At 42.5% G+C, this 17,942-nt stretch carries 16 protein-coding genes; 5 read left to right on the top strand and 11 right to left on the bottom strand.

Going from position 1 to position 17,942, the window contains the following annotated elements; genetic code table 11:
- Positions 1-128: 128 nt before the first annotated feature.
- On the bottom strand, positions 129-1,019 hold the full coding sequence (locus BLQ57_RS15080) for a TIGR01777 family oxidoreductase (protein ID WP_087940405.1): 891 nt from the start codon (positions 1,017-1,019) through the stop codon (positions 129-131).
- Positions 1,020-1,146: 127 nt separating this feature from the next.
- Here BLQ57_RS15080 and BLQ57_RS15075 point away from each other — a divergent pair, with 127 nt between their 5' ends.
- Positions 1,147-2,364, top strand: a complete 1,218-nt coding sequence (locus BLQ57_RS15075; RefSeq protein WP_175444676.1) for a voltage-gated chloride channel family protein — start codon at positions 1,147-1,149, stop codon at positions 2,362-2,364.
- On the opposite strand, the gene BLQ57_RS15070 is transcribed toward BLQ57_RS15075, so the two are convergent.
- Entirely contained in the window at positions 2,358-4,670 is a 2,313-nt protein-coding gene (locus tag BLQ57_RS15070) for a TolB family protein (RefSeq protein ID WP_087940407.1), read from the bottom strand. The genes BLQ57_RS15075 and BLQ57_RS15070 overlap by 7 nt on opposite strands.
- Positions 4,671-4,866: 196 nt before the next feature.
- On the opposite strand from BLQ57_RS15070, the gene BLQ57_RS15065 reads away from it, so the two are divergent.
- Positions 4,867-5,619: a LuxR C-terminal-related transcriptional regulator gene (locus BLQ57_RS15065; protein WP_240507839.1), complete on the top strand. Its 753-nt coding sequence runs from the start codon at positions 4,867-4,869 to the stop codon at positions 5,617-5,619.
- On the opposite strand, the gene BLQ57_RS15060 is transcribed toward BLQ57_RS15065, so the two are convergent.
- Entirely contained in the window at positions 5,616-6,305 is a 690-nt protein-coding gene (locus BLQ57_RS15060) for a hypothetical protein (protein WP_087940408.1), read from the bottom strand. The genes BLQ57_RS15065 and BLQ57_RS15060 overlap by 4 nt on opposite strands.
- A 9-nt stretch (positions 6,306-6,314) precedes the next feature.
- Positions 6,315-6,518 carry a hypothetical protein gene (locus BLQ57_RS15055; RefSeq protein WP_087940409.1) on the bottom strand — a complete coding sequence of 68 codons (204 nt, stop codon included), beginning with the start codon at positions 6,516-6,518 and terminating at the stop codon, positions 6,315-6,317.
- 117 nt (positions 6,519-6,635) lie between these two features.
- Here BLQ57_RS15055 and BLQ57_RS15050 point away from each other — a divergent pair, with 117 nt between their 5' ends.
- The 3 genes from BLQ57_RS15050 to BLQ57_RS15040 are packed head-to-tail and all read left to right on the top strand — an operon-like array spanning position 6,636 to position 10,296.
- The gene (locus BLQ57_RS15050) at positions 6,636-7,985 is read left to right on the top strand and encodes a DUF418 domain-containing protein (protein WP_087940410.1); all 1,350 of its coding nucleotides are present in this window, start codon (positions 6,636-6,638) and stop codon (positions 7,983-7,985) included.
- A 14-nt stretch (positions 7,986-7,999) separates the two neighbouring features.
- Entirely contained in the window at positions 8,000-9,208 is a 1,209-nt protein-coding gene (locus BLQ57_RS15045) for a tetratricopeptide repeat protein (protein WP_087940411.1), read from the top strand.
- Complete coding sequence (locus tag BLQ57_RS15040; RefSeq protein WP_087940412.1) at positions 9,205-10,296, top strand: alpha/beta fold hydrolase; 1,092 nt, start codon at positions 9,205-9,207, stop codon at positions 10,294-10,296. The genes BLQ57_RS15045 and BLQ57_RS15040 overlap by 4 nt, the downstream gene beginning before the upstream one ends.
- Before the next feature lie 389 nt (positions 10,297-10,685).
- On the opposite strand, the gene BLQ57_RS15030 is transcribed toward BLQ57_RS15040, so the two are convergent.
- The 7 genes from BLQ57_RS15030 to BLQ57_RS21475 all read right to left on the bottom strand — a co-directional run bounded on the left by BLQ57_RS15030 (position 10,686) and on the right by BLQ57_RS21475 (position 17,570).
- Positions 10,686-11,687 (bottom strand): alpha/beta fold hydrolase, encoded by a 1,002-nt coding sequence (locus BLQ57_RS15030; protein WP_087940414.1) that lies wholly within the window; start codon positions 11,685-11,687, stop codon positions 10,686-10,688.
- Positions 11,688-11,699: 12 nt separating this feature from the next.
- Positions 11,700-12,722, bottom strand: a complete 1,023-nt coding sequence (locus BLQ57_RS15025; RefSeq protein ID WP_140166775.1) for an alpha/beta fold hydrolase — start codon at positions 12,720-12,722, stop codon at positions 11,700-11,702.
- Positions 12,679-13,902, bottom strand: coding sequence for an alpha/beta hydrolase-fold protein (locus tag BLQ57_RS15020; protein WP_087940416.1), 1,224 nt, complete (start codon positions 13,900-13,902; stop codon positions 12,679-12,681). The genes BLQ57_RS15025 and BLQ57_RS15020 overlap by 44 nt, the downstream gene beginning before the upstream one ends.
- Positions 13,903-14,104: 202 nt before the next feature.
- Positions 14,105-15,370, bottom strand: coding sequence for an alpha/beta fold hydrolase (locus BLQ57_RS15015; protein WP_087940417.1), 1,266 nt, complete (start codon positions 15,368-15,370; stop codon positions 14,105-14,107).
- A 241-nt stretch (positions 15,371-15,611) separates the two neighbouring features.
- Positions 15,612-16,832, bottom strand: a complete 1,221-nt coding sequence (locus BLQ57_RS15010) for a permease (protein WP_087940418.1) — start codon at positions 16,830-16,832, stop codon at positions 15,612-15,614.
- A 192-nt stretch (positions 16,833-17,024) separates the two neighbouring features.
- Positions 17,025-17,252, bottom strand: a complete 228-nt coding sequence (locus BLQ57_RS21480) for a hypothetical protein (protein ID WP_240507840.1) — start codon at positions 17,250-17,252, stop codon at positions 17,025-17,027.
- A gap of 24 nt (positions 17,253-17,276) precedes the next feature.
- Positions 17,277-17,570 carry a transposase gene (locus BLQ57_RS21475; protein WP_240507841.1) on the bottom strand — a complete coding sequence of 98 codons (294 nt, stop codon included), beginning with the start codon at positions 17,568-17,570 and terminating at the stop codon, positions 17,277-17,279.
- Between the last annotated feature and the right edge of the window lie 372 nt (positions 17,571-17,942).

Raw genomic sequence — 17,942 nt, 5'->3', positions numbered from 1 at the left:
TATTCGAGCCTGATTCTCAAAAACCCCAAAAACTTCAAGAAGCTTCCTAATCTCGCTTTATCAAAAAATTAAGCCTCTTCAATTTTCAATTCGTGTATTCGTGGCTAAAAAACCGCAGCCACTAATTATTAGGACCGAAAAAGATCCCTCAAAGCCACCGCCAAGTTTTCAAACTCATACTCAAATCCAGCCTTTTGGATTTTTTGACTCGAAACCCGATTGCCGCCCAAAACCATCGCAGCCATTTCGCCCAAAATCAATTGAAGCAAAAATCCCGGCACCCCGATTCCTAAGTAGGGTTTTCCTTTAGCCTTGGCCGCTTCCTTGGTGAGTTGCTGATTCGTGGCTGGATTGGGTCCGACCGCATTGTAAATCCCCTGAAGGGTAGTCTTTTCCAAGGCAAAGACAAACATCCTTGCGAGATCTGTAATATGAATCCAAGACATCCATTGATCGCCCGAACCCAAGGGAGCTGCGACCGGCGGTTTCAGCATTTCTCCGAGTGCTCCGCCTTCGGCATCGAGTACAATTCCTATTCGAAGCATCACCGTACGCAAACCCAAAGTCTCCATATGCTTAACCTCATTCTCCCAAGCAATGACCACCTGGGCCAAAAAGTCATTTCCAGCAGCTGCTGTCTCATCCATGAGCTGTGTACCCGTGTTGAAACCATAGTATCCAACCGCGGAGGCTGAAATAAAAGCCAATGGTTTCTTTTTCGCCTTTTCAATCGCCTGATGCAGCAGGGCTGTGCTTTGTGTTCGCGACTGCAGAATATCCTGCTTTCGCTCGGGAGTCCAGCGCTTATCCGCTACCCCAGCACCCGCAAGATGGATGACTGCATCTGCCCATTCCATAGCGTCTGCGTCAATTTCCTGCTTGCTAATATCCCAAATAAATGATTTCTGTTTTTGTGCGCTACGGCTCAACCAAGAAACGGCATAGCCTTTGGCCTCCAATAGCTGAGTTATTTTAGTTCCAATAAGTCCGGAACCGCCGGTGATGAGTATATTTTTCATGTGTGTTGAGTTCTGTTGATAACCCTAAGCAGAATAAAAGGTTGAAAACACTTCAATCTTCCATTTCTCAAATTCTAAAATTCAATATCTATACCTAATTTGGCACGACTCCCTAAGATAACTTATTTTGAACAAGCGATTGTTTCTTTCCTACCTTTCTCGATGGCTACTTTTGGGCTTACTGATCGGTCTGCTTGCGGGTTCTGCATCCGCCTTTTTTCTCATTGCTCTGGATTGGGCTACCAATTTTAGGGAAGCTCACCTTTGGATTATTGCACTTCTGCCTTTAGGGGGATTTCTGATCGGGTGGACCTACTATAAAATCGGCCAAAACTCAGTAAAAGGCAATAATTTACTCTTAGACGAACTCTATCAAACTCAGTATCCCATACCACTGAGAATGACGCCCTTGGTTTTATTTGGGACGATTTTCACTCATTTCTTTGGGGGTTCAGCCGGACGGGAGGGTACCGCTGTGCAGATGGGCGGATCGCTTGCCGATCAACTCAGCAAATACATCCGCATCAGTCAAGAAGATCGTAGAATTCTCTTGATTGGGGGCGTTGCGGGAGGTTTTGCATCCGTTTTTGGCACCCCATTGGCCGGAGCGATTTTTGCTTTGGAATGGATGCATCAGGGGAAATTTCGCTGGAAATCTCTTATTCCTGCATTCCTTACTGCCTTTATAGCCCACTGGGTATGCGCCATCCTCTGGGGAGTGGCCCATACCCATTACGAAATCCCTGAAATCGCAACACATACTTGGATCAATTTAGCCTGGGTTATCCCGGCTGCTATTGCCTTTGGACTATCGGGAAGACTTTTCGCAGAATGTACCCATTTTTTTTCCAAACTATTTTCCCAACAAATCACCTGGCCACCCTTGAGACCGCTCATTGGCGGACTGCTGATCGCTATTTTTGTCTGGATTTCGGACAGTACCACCTACATCGGATTAGGGGTACCAAGAATAGTGGAAGCTTTTGAAACTCCCCTGCCTTGGTACGATTGGATTGCCAAAACCGGATTGACGGGATTTACCTTGGGAGCGGGATTTAAAGGAGGCGAAGTGACTCCCTTGTTTTTCACGGGCGCTACCTTGGGCAATGCCCTTTCGGCTTGGATTCCTCTGCCATTGGCTTTGCTGGCGGGAATGGGATTTGTCGGAGTATTCTCCGGAGCCACAAATACCCCTATGGCTTGCACGGTAATGGGAATGGAACTCTTTGGATACGAAGCGGGGATATTTCTCGCTCTATCCTGCGGAATTGCTTATGTTTTTAGTGGAAAAGGCAGTATTTATTCTTCCCAAGATCTGGGTTGGAAGAAGGGATGGTTTTATTGAGCTTCCAACCCCTTCACCCAAAGTGGCGCCCCTTCTTCCCATTTGTTGTGAGTGAGTTTGACTTTTTTGCCGTCACGAAGCCGAAGTGCCACAATCTCCCCATACATCTGAGGGGAGAAAATAAAACTCTGCGAAAGCGGCTGCTCATCGTTGATGCCGTATTCCTCCGTGGTGTAAATCAGCCATTCTCCATCCGGGGAAAAATGGGGATGCCCCGTCTGAGTTTGGGTAAACGTGAGTTGTTTTGGTTTTGACCAATTTTCTCCTTCCCGCTCGATCAGGTAAATATCCATGGTTTTGATTCCGCCCCCCACATCTTTCCCATTTTGATCGCCCACGAAAGCTATCTTATTTCCATCAGGAGAGATGACGGGGAAATTCTCCCGACTAGGACTCTTGGTCAGGTTGGTGAGTACTCCATTTTCTTTCACAAAAATGTCAAAATTCCCATCCTTATCACTGCGGAAAACCAGTCTGTCTTTTGCCGCTGAAAAATCCCCAAAACCACTATTTTTATTCATCTGAGTTAAATTTCGCTGGCTTTTGCTTGCAAAATCGTATTCCCAAACTGTGGCTTTGCTACCCTGATCTCCACGGAATGGCCCAGTGGTGAGGAGCAATCCAGAACCATCGGGCAGGTATTTCAAGTCGATGACCGTACTAAAGGCAGGGTGAATGCCTGACTGAGGGTTGATGGTATGAATCCGTTCGGATTCTAGAGTTTTGTAATTGACGCGATAGAGTTCCGGCTTGACTTGAAAGAAATAGCCTGCAAAGAAGCCCAGGTAAATGCAGAGTAGGGATAAAACCAAAAATGTGCGGAAAAGATAAGCGGGCAAGGTGCTCTGAGAGTCCGTGGATTTTTTTGCTTTTTTCCATTTGAAATAAAATAACAAGGCTAATCCTCCCAAGATCAAAAACAAGCCAAAAGCGGCAAAAGGCAAGTAATCAAATTTCATAAAATCAACTAGAAAGAAGAAAAAGAAAACGCCCAGAGCAGCCACTAACCCTATTAATGCTCCCAAAACCGCGAGCAAAAATTTCCAAAAGCGTATTTTCTTTCGATTCCGAATCCCCAAATAAAGCCCCCGAATCAGCATGCCTACGCTCAGCAAAATCAAGATCAAAGCAATCCAAACCCAAGATGTAGCTCCCTCAATAAATATCTTCGTAGGATCCGCCTGATCAAAGTAATCAAAAACCAAAAAAGGTCCATTTGGGTCTGGAGGAGCAGCAAATGCTCGGCGAATGGCCGTAAGCTCCAGACTAAGCGAATCCTGATTTTTGAGAATTGGGAATCCTGCCCCGATCAAACTGCCCGGAAAACCGCCTTGATTACTCTCGACTTCTTGAGCGGTTTTGGCTCCATGGGCGACCCAAAGTCCATTCTTGGTCCGCTGGGGATGAAACAAATCCAATTCCCCTTTGTAAAGTGTATCCACCTTTTGAGACTGAATGTCCAATGTGAGTTGATACACACGATCTGCTGCTTGATTTACGGATGTGTAGGCTAATTTGCCGTCAGAAATCAATTCTGGCGAAAGTCCTACATGGCTGGAGTCGGTAAGTTGAACCACATCTGATCCATCAGCTTTCATCCTAAAAATCGCTGGTTGATTGTTTTTTCTTCCACTATAAAAATAAATTTCCTTCCCATCTGCAGACCATTTTGGACTTCCGTCCCAGGCCTCCTCCTCAGTCAGGCGATCGAGATTTCCGGATTGCAAATCGAGTTTGTAAATATCCCCAATCCTATCCATAGCAAAAGGAAAGACCCGATGGGGCCGGATGGCATGGCCTCGATCACTGGAAAATGCCAAAAACTTTCCGTCAGGAGAAAAACTCGGACGAAAATCTCCTCCGGGATGATTGGTGAGATTCTTGGCTGCTGAAATATCCTGCATGGAATCCGGCAAAAAGTCCATCACGTATATCTCTGCATTTCCCTCATGGGAAGCCACAAAGGCGAGTTGGGCGCCATCGTGGGAAAAAGTAGCCTGGTCCTGAAAGGAATCCGATTGGATTAAAAGCCTGGGCTCGGCACTCCCGTCCAAGGGCATCACATAAAGCTGTGGAATTCCACTTCGCTCGGAGGTAAAGACAATCCACTGCTCATCCGGGGAAATCACAGCATCATAATCCAAGGCAGAATGATCCGTAATCGCTTGAAAGCTCTTTCCATCGTCCTTTGATAAATAAATCTCCCAAGTTTCGGGGGAGAACGAACTGAAAAACACGCGGTCTTGGGCTCGAACCGAGAAGGAGCCCAAGAAAATCAGGATCAAAAAGAAAATAGCTTTTCGCATCGAGCAGAGGGGTAAGGGTTGAATTGTGGGGTATTCTCTAAATTAAAATCAAGATCTGGTATATATCCTTAGATTTCAATCCCTGAATTCAGGGATAAAAAATCATGATTCTTCTTTTTTCTCTCAGGAAATATAACTTTTTTGAGTTAGATTAGATTTTACCGAGAAATTAACGGATGCTTTAATTCAGCTAGCTATGTGTTTTTTATCCATTTCTGAAGCTCTTGGCGTCTTTGGCGAGCCGGAAAAATCAAAAATTGATCAGTTGCAAATGGATTTAGAGCAAATCCCAAGTACTTTCTTTGCCCTTTTTTGGCTTTATACACATGACTTCCTTTACATCAGTCCAAGTATCGAAAAGGTCACGGGCCACGCGTTTAAAAACTTTGAAAAGCATGGGATGGTCTTTTTCACCGGGATTATTCCTCCGCCGCTGATTGAAAACATATACCAAACCATGTACACTCAGGCAGAAGCAATAAAAAATCATCCCAAGCATCTTTTTGCTGATGAATTTTTGCAAATCAAAGCAGCCGTTTACGATCCTGAAAAGCATGAAATCCCCGTCAATTACAATGCGGTTTTAGTAGATGAAAAAATATTTGACCCCATCTCCTATTTGGTGCTGTGCTCCTGGATCGATACCCGGGAGAAATCGATTGAGGAAGTACAAATCCTAGAAAGGGAATTAAGAAGCAAGCTGACGGCTATTAAACAGGCTTATTTTCAATCCAAACCGGAGCGATTTGAGTTTCTCAAAGTCAAAAACAAAATATCTGATCGGGAAAAGGAAGTGGCCCAATTACTCGCCCAGGGGCACTCTACCAAAAGCATCAGCGAGCAGCTTCATATCAGCTTCAATACGGTAGAGTCCCATCGCAAAAACCTCCTGCATAAGTTGGAGGCAAAAAACACGGCAGAGTTGGTGTATAAGTTTAATCAGATTTAAAAGTCCCAACTTAAAAGTAATTCAGCCATTTCTGGACCTAGTTGCTCAATAAGCTGCTTTTGAAGCTGTGCATCATCCATTTTTTTGGTCTTCACCAAATCTGTTTGGATCAGAAATTCCTGCAAATCTATCAGTCCTTTTTCTCCGAATTTTTCCTGTAATTGGACTGCCTTTTTGAAGAACTGAAATTGAAACCACTCGTAATTCTGAGGCCCTAGTCCAGGGAGGTACAGCTCTTCAAATTTCCCCAAAGAAGTATGCTTAATAAATGGGAAATGAGCTTGCGAACCCACTTCGGCATAGGTTGCTGTGGCGGTAGCCAAGTCAGGTTCGTGATTGACTAAGTAAGCTCGTGCGGCATAAGTGGCAAAAACTTCCTGTATCCATCTTCGCTGAACTTTAGTCCCCTCAAAATGATGGTAGCAATGTCCTAATTCATGCACGGCCACATTGTTTCGATAAAACAAGTCCATGTCAATCGGGTCACCAAAGTACTGCTGTAATTTCTTGAGTTGATCAACTGGTAAATTTTTGAGCTGCTGCTCAGCTTCCAAAGCTACCACCGATTTATCACTACCCAGAAAGATATTGCCTGCCCAAGCCTGAGGCATACCCGGCGGTGGAAAGTATGCATAATCATTCCATTCGGCATTGGAGACAAAGAGAATAGCAATTGGAAAATCCATCTCAAAAACCTAATCAAAAAAGCGCTTGGCATCTTTGAGAAGGCTAAGCGTGCTTTCATCTACCTGAGCCTTTTGAGAGGTGAAGACGGAGATGTTATCTGATTCCGAAACCAAATTTAGACCCTCGTGCTTGCTGTTGTCCGGCCAAGAACTTTGGGCATGAATGGAATTAATTGGACAGAGAATAAAAATCAGAAATAACAGCTGCTTCATTTTAGTGAGGTTAGCGATTTTTAAAAATAAGGGAAGCAGATGATCCTCACAATCCCTGAATTCAGGGATTGATTTTATGCTTAATTAAGTAAACCTTGATGAGTAAAACTTTTACCCATGAATCTATCAAGCAGTACGGAAATCGAACAAATCAATGAGGCTCCCAAACCCGCAGTGCTCACCGAAAGAATTGAGATTATCGATATCATCAGAGGAGTGGCGCTTTTGGGGATTTTGATTCTAAACATCCCTTATTTCTCCATGCCGGAATATTTTTCCGAACCTTGGGTTCAGGATACCGGCAATGTAAATTTTTGGACCCATGCAGTTAATATCATCTTATTTGAAGGGAAGATGCGGGCACTTTTTTCCTTGGTTTTCGGGGCGGGAATCATCCTTTTCACCAGTAAGAAAGAGAAAACCGGAAAATCAGTTACTTGGCTTTTTTACAAACGAATGATCTGGCTGACGTTTTTTGGACTGGCCCATGCTCATTTGATTCTGTGGTTGGGTGATATTTTATATTTCTATGGTTTGATCGGGATGCTGGCTTTCCTTTTCCGAAAGATGAAGCCTAAATATTTGGCCATGGGAGTTCCTATCGTGGCGATCATCGGATTTGTGGCCAATACGCTTTTTCTGCAGGATATCAGGGGAAAATACCTGGAGTATAAGGAAGCAAATTCTTTACATGAGCAAGGTGCCGCACTTAGTGAGACGCAAACTGCTGCGATCGAAACTTGGAAGGAACTGCAACGGGAATACATTCCCAATCCTGAAGAAGTAGCCGAAAATACGGCATTGATGAAAGGAAGCTATTCGGAGGTAGCCAGTTTTATACGGCCCAAAGCCTGGGATGGACAATTCAAATTTTTGATTTTTTCGATTTGGGATATGCTGGCCTTGATGATGCTGGGGATTGCCCTATTTAAATGGGGATTCCTGACTATGAAATGGACTCAGGCGCAATACAAAAAAACCATTTGGCTTGGCTATGGAATCGGCCTGCCTTTGGTCATCTTCTCATTTATCTACAATACCATTCACTTTCCCAATGTGGAAGCAGGGCTGAAATACATCGAGGAGCACTCCATCAATTGGGTTTCTTTGATTTACGATTTTCAGCGCATCCTAATCATGATGGCACATGTTTCGGTGGTGATTTTACTGTATCAAAAGGGCTATTTTAAGCGCTTGATGAGAGGTCTTCGGGCCGTAGGCCAATTGGCTTTTACCAATTATGTAATGCATTCGGTGATTTGTACGCTGATATTTTTTGGCTATGGGCTAAATCAATTTGCCGAGTGGGAATATTATCAGCTTTACTATTTGGTTTTAGGAATTTGGATTTTCCAGTTGGTCATTAGTCCCATTTGGTTGAGAGGATATCTTTTTGGACCGCTCGAATGGCTGTGGAGAAGTTTGACTTATGGCCGGCTGCAGCCGTTTAAGCGGAATGAAATTTAAACGAGTTTTCAAGTATGCATAAATCAAAAACCCTACTCATCCTTTTTACCCTTTGCTCTTCAGTCTTAAAAGCTCAAGACAAACCTAAAAATGTAAGTCAAACTAGCCTCTATCAATCCTATATTGAAGCTCGGGCTCTAAAAAGTCCCGATTCACTGTTGATCAAAGCCCAAGAACTTTTAAAACAAGATGCTCAATTTCCTTTTGCCTGGGTGTTGATGGGGAAAGCTTACAACACTAAATCACAAATGCCACACCCCAAAAGAGAAGTTTTTGCAGATTCGGCAAAAATAGCGGCTCAAAAAGCGCTAGAATTAGACCCTGAATCGGCAGAGGTCTTATCCTTTGTAGCGCTGCTGGATTTTCTCGATGGTCATATAAACTCTAGCAGAAAACATCAATATAGAATAGACACAACACTTGAACTTTCAAGAGGTTTGAGTTTTAACAACCTCAACGAAGGTAGGTTAACAGAAGCCTACAAGTGGTCTGATGCCGCCTTAACAGCCTATCCTGATGCCGCTTGGGCGCTTCGCTATCATGGTCTCAATGCCTATACACTGGGATTTTACGAAGAGGCAGAACGCTGTTTCCAAAAAATCAATTCCACCGCCGAAAATATTGACTTGGATGCACATTACAAATTGGCGCATGTATACATGGCTACCGATCAAAATGAAAAAGCCATCGAGCAATATCATCTTTTCAGAGAAAGGCGCTATTATGCCGAAAATCGGATGCATCTCAGTGCTTTTCTTTTCGCTTCACAGTTAGGAATGTTTCTTGGAAATAATGAAGAAGCGCTGGAAGACCTTAGCTTTTTTCTCAAAGAAACGCACAATTACTGGGTACCGCCACAGGTGTTTGGGTATCAGCTTACCACCCTAATGGCCTTTTTACAGCAGAAAGCAGGAAAAAATATTGAATCTAACCTTGCACTATCACAAAGCCAGAAAAAAGCCGAAGCACTCCTTGCGCAAGAAAATGAAGGCTATGGAGTGCAACTCGATCTGGCAGCAGTTTATGCTTTAGAAGGCAAAGATGAATTAGCTATGCAGCATTTATCGCAAGCGGTTGAAAAAGGCTTTCGGGATGCGGAATGGCTCAAGCGCAACCCACTTTTTGAATCTGTAAAAGAGACAGAGCAATTCAACAATATCTTAAAACATATAAAAGCCTTAATTCATGCAGATGTAAAAAAAATTAATTTAATCAGAAAATGAAAGCTGTCGTAAGTTTAACTAGTATCTTTTTTATAGTTTTTCTACCCTTGTTTTCACAGGAATTAACTACTGTTTCTTTTTCCGAAAGGTTTATCAATGTCCAAGGAAACAACATCCATTACCTTGACTTTGGAGGTGGAGGTTTACCGGTAATTTTGATCCCTTCTGGAACTTGGACAGCTGAAACCTATGCTGAATTTGGACCGTCGTTGACTGAGAACAATCAGGTTTTGGCCATTACCAAACCGGGATATGGGAAATCTGAAGGAGATCAATATGATGTACCCAGCCAGGGCGACTATCTGATTGATTTTTTGGATGCTTTGAAATTGGAGAAGGCCGTATTCATCGGAAACTCTTCGGCAACTGCAGAAATGACTTATCTGGCCGAAAACTATCCTAATCGTATATCCGGAGTAGTGTATTTGTCGGGACTCTCCACGCCTTGGGTTTGGGAAGTTATGGACGAAAAGGACCCGAATCAAACCAATAAAATGTATGCCCGCTCAGCTTATTCCGAAGATCCCATTGATGAATTGAATGAAGACGGAAAACAGGTTAATTCGAAGAAAAATAAAGCGGAAGAAATTCTGGAAGCTCGTTCCGGTTATCGCCCCAAACATTTTATTGGGGACTATTCCATTGATGTACTGGCTTTATTTTTCACCAATAAGGATGGACGATTAGGGTATGAAAAGGATGTGGCGGCCTTATTGGTGGCAGGTTCTCCGCTAATGGATGAGGTACGTCAAAGTTTTCCTCCTTCCCCTTTGCGAGAGGATTTGGAGCGAAGGGTCACTGATTCGGAATATCGGGCTGCCCAATTTGATCGAATGCATGACTCGACTGCTCGAGCCTTTTTTTACAAACTCGCAGCTGATACAGTATTACAGCGTGAGGTACTGGATTTTCAAATCAAAACGGTTTATCCGGCCTTGATTGCCGCTCAGGATCGGATGAAAAACGCCTTTGGGGCAAATGCCGAGCTGGTGAAACTGGATACACCCATCGTGGTAGATTATGCCTACCGGGATGCACCGGATTTGATTTTAGGAGATATTAAAAAGTTTTTGAAAGGAATAGACTAGAATAGAATAGTCAATATCCCTGAATTCAGGGATTGATTAAGCTGTTGAAAATAAGGAACTTGTAATCAATCAACCAAATGCATTACCATGAAAGATTGTCCCAAGTTCATCCTACTTATTTTCATTAGCCTTTTTGCCATGGCTTTTTTGACTATATCTTATTTTGTAATGGTGAAGGTCCCCGATCCTGAGAATTTTGAAATCAAGGTTTTTGAAAAAACGGCTATTGAAGAAACAAGTAAAATTTTACTCTCTGAACTTTTAGTTTTTAATTAGAGCTTTCTTTGAACAGGAGATGACTTAGTAAAGGGAGCGAAACCAAGAAAGTAGAACCGAATTATTTCTCCATTGATTTCAGAAAAAGGGGTTTTGTTATTTAATTTTTAAGATCACTTCATCACCCCCTCCTTAAACTCCAAAATATGCTTCGCCTGCCAGAGCATATATTCCCTAAAGGCTTCCTCAATTTCCAGTTTTTGAGGAAACTCCGCCTCGTAGCGTGTGATTAAATTATCCCCAAAGGCCCGCTTCATACCTGCTTCTATTTCCGCCGAAAGATTACAAGCCTTTAATTTTTCATATAGCTGTTCGTAGCGCACCGAATCGCTGAGCAAGTCTTTCAGGTATTGTTGCTCCTCATCTCGGGTCCCTTTCCAATCCTCCTCGCTCATGTTTTTCATTTCGGTTTCGAACATCGCCTGGTTAAAATTTGTCTTTTCAAATTCCGGATTGATAAATCGCAGTGCAGGCACCTGCATACGCAAATCCAGATCGGTCAGGAAATCAGGTCGCCAAATGGCTCTCGAGCCCATGATGCGCTTCAGTTTCTCTTTGTCAAAATCCGGAGTAAAGACCGAGATGTTTTCAAAAAATTCGATGACTTCCAGATCTGTACAATGCACCAAAACGATGGGATTGTTGAAATAAATCAAGCCATATATTCGCTCAGGATGATGTTCTGCGATCCAGGTGAGCTCTTGACTGCCTGGAAATCGTCCATAGAAAAAGGCCTTTTCCACCCCTAGGGCATCCATGAAAAGTAATAAATCCTTGCCTAGCGTTGCTACATCCATCCCCCATTTGGTGTCTGAGCTTTTTCCATAGCCCCTTCGCATAGGTGCTACCACATGAAAGCCTTCACTTAGCTTTTCTAAAAAAGGAAACATGGTTGAATTTTGGTTGAAATAAGGTCCCTCGTAGTAATTGTGAAAGTCCTGCACTTCGATCAATAGTGGACCTTCCCCACCGTGATCGTAATACTCTAGTTGAATTTCGCCGATATCAATCATCTTGGATTCATAATTCCATGGTGTTTCTTGAGCTTGTGCTCTAAGACAAATAAGAACAAAGCCAAAAAGTAGCGAGGAGAAGTTTTTGAATGTTGGCTTCATATTATTCTTGTTCTAATCAAGTGATTGCTTCAAAAAGACTTTGATTTCCCTCACGAAAAACGGCGCATAAGTTTCTTCCCAAAAGGTATCAAAATCGACGTTTCCCGGAGGCTCAGGTTCCCAAACGGTTTTCAGATAATTACCAAATGCCCGCTCCAACCCAGTCCTTAACTTGGGACCGGTGTCGTGCTCGATCAGATAGTTTCGGATAAATTCCTGTCGGCTGGAATCTTTGCCTAGTTCCCGGAAATAGCCAGCCGCCTGTGCTACCCGCTCATTCCAAGGCTTGAAATCAGGAGCCGAAACCTGTTTGATCGTCCGGTCAAGATAAAATACATTTCTTCCTCCAGGCTGGCTTTCTACATCCATATCACTCAAAAATCGGAGTGTGTGAATATCTATTCTTGCATTAGAATCCGCAATAAAATGCGGGCGCCAACTGTTTCGGGGACCGCGCATTGGGGCTGCCCGCTCACCCAAGTCCCAAGACATCGCCAAGAGCTCTGTTTCATAGGTTCTTATTTCAGATTCAGATGAATTCAGCCCCACCAATGGATTGCCAATCATCACTATTGCTGCGATCCGATCCGGATAATGCTCCGCAATCCAAATCATATCCTGATTGCCGGGAATACGCCCAATCAACACCGCCTTTTCAATTCCTAAGCCATCCATAAACCCCAGCAAATCCTCCGATTGTGTGGCCACATCATAGCCCCATTCCGTATGATCGGATTTGCCCCAACCTCTTCGGGTAAGCGCCAGCACCCAATGATCAGAAACAAACTGCTGCGTGATTCCGGCCATTTCTCCCGAATGCCATTCACTGGCATCATCATGAAAGGATTGCAGGAAAATCAAGGGTAGTCCAGATCCTCCAAAATCCAGGTAATGCAATTGAACGCCATTAGGTTGAATGAATTCTTCGTGGACTTCTTGTGAGCTTACTACATGAAAAGTCAGGAAAAAGAAAAAAGTCCCGATACTGCTTTTAATCATCAGAAAGTGCCTCCAACTTTTTACGTGTTTCTTCATTTTCATCCCTTTTCAATGCCTCCCTGAAAAACCAAGCTGCTTCCTCGGGATTTTCAGCTTTCAAAAAATAATCTCCCATGGAGTCATAGACATTGGCACTTTCAGGATAATTTTTAACATTCATTTCAAAGAATAATTTGCTACGCTCTAAATCTCCAGACTGCAAAGCCCAATATCCTAAAGCATTGATCATTGCTTCTTGAGGTTTGACCTCGTAGCCAAATTGCTCTGACATTCGCTGATGAATGGATTTTATACTGCCAATCAACTCTTCCGTGGTCTTACTTGTACCAATAAAGGGGTCTGCAGCATCCACCAGTTCTTGCTGCAGATCAGCATACCAAGCAAATAGAAACTTCAAACCATCGTAAGTTCCAGGAATCACCATATCGGTATGGCTTCCTTTGGGATAGTTTTTATATAAAAACCGCATATCGGAGCGCTCGGTGAGCAATTCTCGAATCTGTTCATTAGGAATTCGGAAAGTTGTCAACAAAGAATCAATTTTAGGATTTCCTGTTGCATCGGGGTCCGCTACTGCAAGCACATAGCCTTTCCCTGCCAGTATCCCCTTTTCTTCTGCTGCTTTCAGTTTTTTCCCCATCAAACCCTCATCCCAAGTGGAAGTAGGATCTAAAGAAATTATATTCTGGAATAAATGGGGACGGGTTGCCAAAGCATAACCCGATAAGAGTCCACCCAAAGAATGACCGATAAAGGTTCGGTATGGGCTGGTAGCATAGTTGCGGTCAATGTGTGGAATCAGTTCCTTTTCTATAAAGTCCAAAAATGCTTCCCCTCCACCTGATTGAGACACATCAAAACCAGATGGGTCAATGGGCACATGCGTGGGAGTCAAATCTCGAGTTCGATTGCTGTTTTTGATCCCCACAATAATGGAAGGTGGCATAGCATCAAAACTAAGCTGTTTGATGAGTTGGGTTGTGAGGGCAAATTTGCTTTCTGCATCAAGTAGGTAAACCACCGGGCTGGGGGTTTGCGCCATTTTCAAATTCCGGGTACTCTGGGGTAGGTAAATGAACAAATGACGGCTTTCTCCGAGGATTTCGGAGTATAAGCTGTCTTGATGACCTTGATAGTATAATTGGTTACTGATGTTTTGGGTCCATCCCAAATGTGCAAGCGAAGCACAAAGGAAAAGGGTAAAGAAAAATCTCATTGCTTTAAAATAAAGTTTCACAATGAGTTAAAAGTCCGACTAAATTAAAAAGGGATCAATCCCTGAATTCAGGGATATTAAGATAATTCAAGGACTTTTGAGAAAATAATAAACGAACTATCAGGTCACAAACAAGCCGATATTTGTTTGAATTAGAAAAGAGAAAACCTAAATCAAAAAAATGCAATAGGGAAATAAGTAATCAATTTTCCCCATTTACCCTTGCCAAGTTCTTTTTAAAAATACCTAAATCGCTGTGTTGACTTTTTTCTCCCAGCAATACCGCTTTTTTATAATAGGCAACAGCCTCTTGTGTCTTTCCCAAGGCGACCAATCCATCACCCATACTGTCATAAACATTCGCTGAATTCGGGTTTCGATTTAAATTATAGGTAAATAAAGCCAAAGCATGAGTGGGTTGATCTTTGCGAAGCTGATCGTAGCCGAGCATATTTATAGTTGCCTCTGGAATTTTCCCCGAAGCAGTGTGCATCTCCAATCCTTCCAGGTATTTTGCGAATTGCTCGGAATCATACATTTGAGCGGCTTCCACCAACTTTTTAGCCGGATCCCCATAATACTTCGACAGAATGGAGGAAGCGATTTTTTCTGGTTCTTGTAGATGTAAATAATGCGAATAATTGGACATAAGAACCATTTCTGAATCTTCGCTATTCAAAATCTGAGTCGTAAATTCAGCAATTCGGTTCTTATGGAGCAAATTGACCATTTGCAGATAATCAACGGATAGTTTTGGCTCAAAAGGATTTTCCATAAAGACTGCCTGCTTGCCTCCTGCGAGAATTGCGGATGGAATTTTTGGAAAATCATAAAGCGCGGGCTTGCTTTTTTCTCCTCTTGCAAAATCATACATCACTTGAGCTTCTGCCTTTATTCCTTCAGGTGCTTGCTGAAATCTTTCCTTTCGGAGATCAAAATACTCCCTGGCCACTTTCTCCCCATCCCAGCCCTCTTCGTCAAAAATGGCAACCATTTTTTCAAAGCTGGAAGACTCATCCGCAGGATCTAAGTAGACCATCCCTTCTATCTGCTTGGGATAAGACTGGGCAAAATCTTTGATCAAAATACCTCCCCATCCATGTCCTACCAAAATATAAGGTGGTTCTAAATTTAATTTGGCAAGCAGGTTTTTGAGTTGTCGGGTTCGATTTTCGGGAGTTGGCAATTCCTCGAAGGCCTCGGATTCGCCGATCCCTGCTCGATCATAAGCCAGTACGGGAGTGTTCTTACCTAAGAGGTCGATAACTTTATACCAAGTTTCGACATTGGAGGCATGATTGCTTTCAAGAATAATCAGAGGTTGCCCCAATTTTCTATTTTCTTCTCCTGTCAACAGATAATGCATGGATTTACCGTCAACAAGAATTGACTTTCCCTCTTTTTGCGCCAAGCAAAAGTTCATGGATAAAAAAACAAAGACAACTACTATTGAAAATACCTTTTTCATAACAAATTGATTTAAAGTATTCTAATTACAAAATATTCTTTAAAAGTCTACTAATTTTAACTTTTTTAACTAATAAATGGTAGATTTTTTTAAGAGTATAAGTTTGTTTTTTTCTGACTTACCCTGGATGAGCGTAAACTTATTTGCTTGCTGAAGGCAGTAACAAAAAAACCGAACATTTTCACTTGATTATTAGACTGTAGGTTTCCAGTTGTGCTCCAAACATAACGTTCAGGGATATTCAAACCACGAAACCCCAAACCAGCATTCCCCCTGCCAACCAAACATAAGCCACTATTGCCAAATAGGTCAGAACTTTCTCCAGCAAAGCACTTTTGGGCGCCATTTCCATATGATGCATTACGTCTTTTCCTTTGACAAATCCGAGGTAAACCAAAACACCGGTGATAACCAAGAAGAACAAATTGAAGAAAAAGGTGTAGTCAATCGCAAAATGCTCCCGATCTGTAATATCCATGGCGCTCGGATCCGGCAAATAACCCAAGAGGTCAAACCCGTAGTGTAAGAATAAGGCAGTACCGATCAAGGAAGAAAAAAGCAAAAACAAAATAAACAGGGACATCTTCCAGCCATAGTAAGTGGCGTTGATTCGCAGCACCGGAAAGACCACCAAATCACTAAAGATAAAAGCCATCACCCCGGCAAAACTCACTCCTTTGCCGAAGAGCAAGGCAGCCAAAGGAATATTTCCCATCGAACCGATAAAGGTCAGAAAAGCCGCTACAGGTCCGATGACCGTATGCTGCAGCAAAGTCAAAAAGGAGAAGGAATCGATATTTTCCCCCGTATTGATAAATAGGGAATGAAAAAAGGAATCCGGCACAAAACCCGCCACGATCCCCGCAATGGTAAAACCGATGGTCACATCCTTCCAGACCATTTTCCACTCCATGACATATTGCTGCCCCACCTTAGCCCAGTTTTCGGAAGATTGGATCCGCTTTTTCAAAGATTGATCAGCATGATCTTCCTCTTCGACTTTGCCTAAATTTTTTCTGGCTTGTTCGATCAGTTTTTTAGGTTTGATTACCCGGATCAAAAACCAGGATATCAAAATCAGCATGGCCCCACCGACATATTCCCCCACGACAAACTGCCAGCCAAGAAAGATGGAAATGATGATTCCCAATTCGATCACCAAATTGGTCGAAGCTAATAGAAATGCAATCGCTGCCGAAAAACTAGCTCCTTTTTGAAACAGAGACTTGGTCGTGGCCAAAGCCGAAAAACTACAAGAACTGGAAATAAAGCCAAAAAATGTACCCAAAAGCATGCTTTTGCCACCACTGCCTCCCATAGTTTGCTGCATGCGTCGCTGAGTGACAAAAATCTGGATCAGTGAACTCAGCGCATAGCCCAAAATAAAAGCCCAAAGAGCCATCCAAAAAAATCCCAAACTGGTGTGGGCTGATTTGGCCCAGTTCTCCAAGAAGTTGTCCATAGGTTTGATTTAAAATTCGACTTCTTTTTAAGTTAAAGAAAATCAAAGGACTGTGCAAAAAAGAATCAATAGCATACTCCTAAATGTTATTAAGTAAAATCAAGTGGAGGTCAGGCCACATCTGGGTGAAGTTTGAAACTTCACCCCAATATCCAAACCAATTTGCAATTGGAGAACTACTCCAAATCACAATTAGTCCACTTCTATTAAAGCGCTGATTCCCGAATAGTTTCTTGCGCTGGAATACAAGTAATCCTCCGCTTTTTCAACTATTCCGGCCCTTACCGGGTTTTCATGGATATAGTTCATTCGACTCTCTATCATATCTGGACTATGCAATTCTATCTCATGGTTTTCATGAGTCCAAAACTGCATATCACCCGTCCGTTTATTAAATTTCGCATGATATTCAAAAATCATCCTCATCCATTTCTTTCGACTCTCCTATGAATTTTCCAAAATCAGTTTTACCAATTTTTTACTGGTAAATTTCTTAAAATCACGAACCCATTCCGACAATTTACCATCCTTTTGCTGCACAACTAAATGGATATGATTACTCATGATTACATATTCAAATAAGTACAATCCTTTTTCCGAAGGACAATAGGACAGATTTTCCAAAATAAAATCTCGATACATTTTTCTAGTAAAAACATCAGCCAAGCCTACTACTTGGAAGGTAAGAAAATAAGGCATTTCCTGGTCTCTGATATGCTTCGCCCATAAAATCATCATTTTAAAAAGCTTAAAATACAAATTTGTTTTGATAGGAAGGTGTAGATGCAATCTCATATCTTTAAACTGAATCAAAAAACAGAATAAAGGTGTAGCCTGATTTGCAAACTAAGTACAGACCAACTGATACTGCGGTGTAGGGAGCACACCTTTATTTTTTCCTCTTCGAATCTGAATAGTACCCAAGCATGAAGGTCTCCTTCAATGTTCCATAACGATGAGTAAAGATCTAGAGGGGATCCTGTTTTAAAAACCATCAATCCTATGTTAAAATATTCTGTAGGACTGGATGTTTCCAGCAAGTCCATCCATGGTTGTTTGTCGACCATTGACCATGGTCAAAAAGTCACAGTAAAGACTACCCAAACGTTT

The sequence above is a fragment of the Algoriphagus faecimaris genome (genome assembly GCF_900101705.1).
GTDB classification, from domain to species: Bacteria; Bacteroidota; Bacteroidia; order Cytophagales; family Cyclobacteriaceae; genus Algoriphagus; species Algoriphagus faecimaris.
This window is presented reverse-complemented; position numbering and strand designations above follow the sequence as displayed.

Excerpts from the sequence above, each read along its gene's own strand:
- BLQ57_RS15080 (WP_087940405.1), bottom strand. The coding sequence starts at position 1,019 with ATGAAAAATATACTCATCACCGGCGGTTCCGGACTTATTGGAACTAAA.
- BLQ57_RS15070 (WP_087940407.1), bottom strand. The coding sequence starts at position 4,670 with ATGCGAAAAGCTATTTTCTTTTTGATCCTGATTTTCTTGGGCTCCTTC.
- BLQ57_RS15065 (WP_240507839.1), top strand. The coding sequence starts at position 4,867 with ATGTGTTTTTTATCCATTTCTGAAGCTCTTGGCGTCTTTGGCGAGCCG.
- BLQ57_RS15060 (WP_087940408.1), bottom strand. The coding sequence starts at position 6,305 with ATGGATTTTCCAATTGCTATTCTCTTTGTCTCCAATGCCGAATGGAAT.
- BLQ57_RS15055 (WP_087940409.1), bottom strand. The coding sequence starts at position 6,518 with ATGAAGCAGCTGTTATTTCTGATTTTTATTCTCTGTCCAATTAATTCC.
- BLQ57_RS15050 (WP_087940410.1), top strand. The coding sequence starts at position 6,636 with ATGAATCTATCAAGCAGTACGGAAATCGAACAAATCAATGAGGCTCCC.
- BLQ57_RS15045 (WP_087940411.1), top strand. The coding sequence starts at position 8,000 with ATGCATAAATCAAAAACCCTACTCATCCTTTTTACCCTTTGCTCTTCA.
- BLQ57_RS15040 (WP_087940412.1), top strand. The coding sequence starts at position 9,205 with ATGAAAGCTGTCGTAAGTTTAACTAGTATCTTTTTTATAGTTTTTCTA.
- BLQ57_RS15030 (WP_087940414.1), bottom strand. The coding sequence starts at position 11,687 with ATGAAGCCAACATTCAAAAACTTCTCCTCGCTACTTTTTGGCTTTGTT.
- BLQ57_RS15025 (WP_140166775.1), bottom strand. The coding sequence starts at position 12,722 with ATGAAGAAACACGTAAAAAGTTGGAGGCACTTTCTGATGATTAAAAGC.
- BLQ57_RS15020 (WP_087940416.1), bottom strand. The coding sequence starts at position 13,902 with ATGAGATTTTTCTTTACCCTTTTCCTTTGTGCTTCGCTTGCACATTTG.
- BLQ57_RS15015 (WP_087940417.1), bottom strand. The coding sequence starts at position 15,370 with ATGAAAAAGGTATTTTCAATAGTAGTTGTCTTTGTTTTTTTATCCATG.
- BLQ57_RS15010 (WP_087940418.1), bottom strand. The coding sequence starts at position 16,832 with ATGGACAACTTCTTGGAGAACTGGGCCAAATCAGCCCACACCAGTTTG.
- BLQ57_RS21480 (WP_240507840.1), bottom strand. The coding sequence starts at position 17,252 with ATGATTTTTGAATATCATGCGAAATTTAATAAACGGACGGGTGATATG.
- BLQ57_RS21475 (WP_240507841.1), bottom strand. The coding sequence starts at position 17,570 with ATGATGATTTTATGGGCGAAGCATATCAGAGACCAGGAAATGCCTTAT.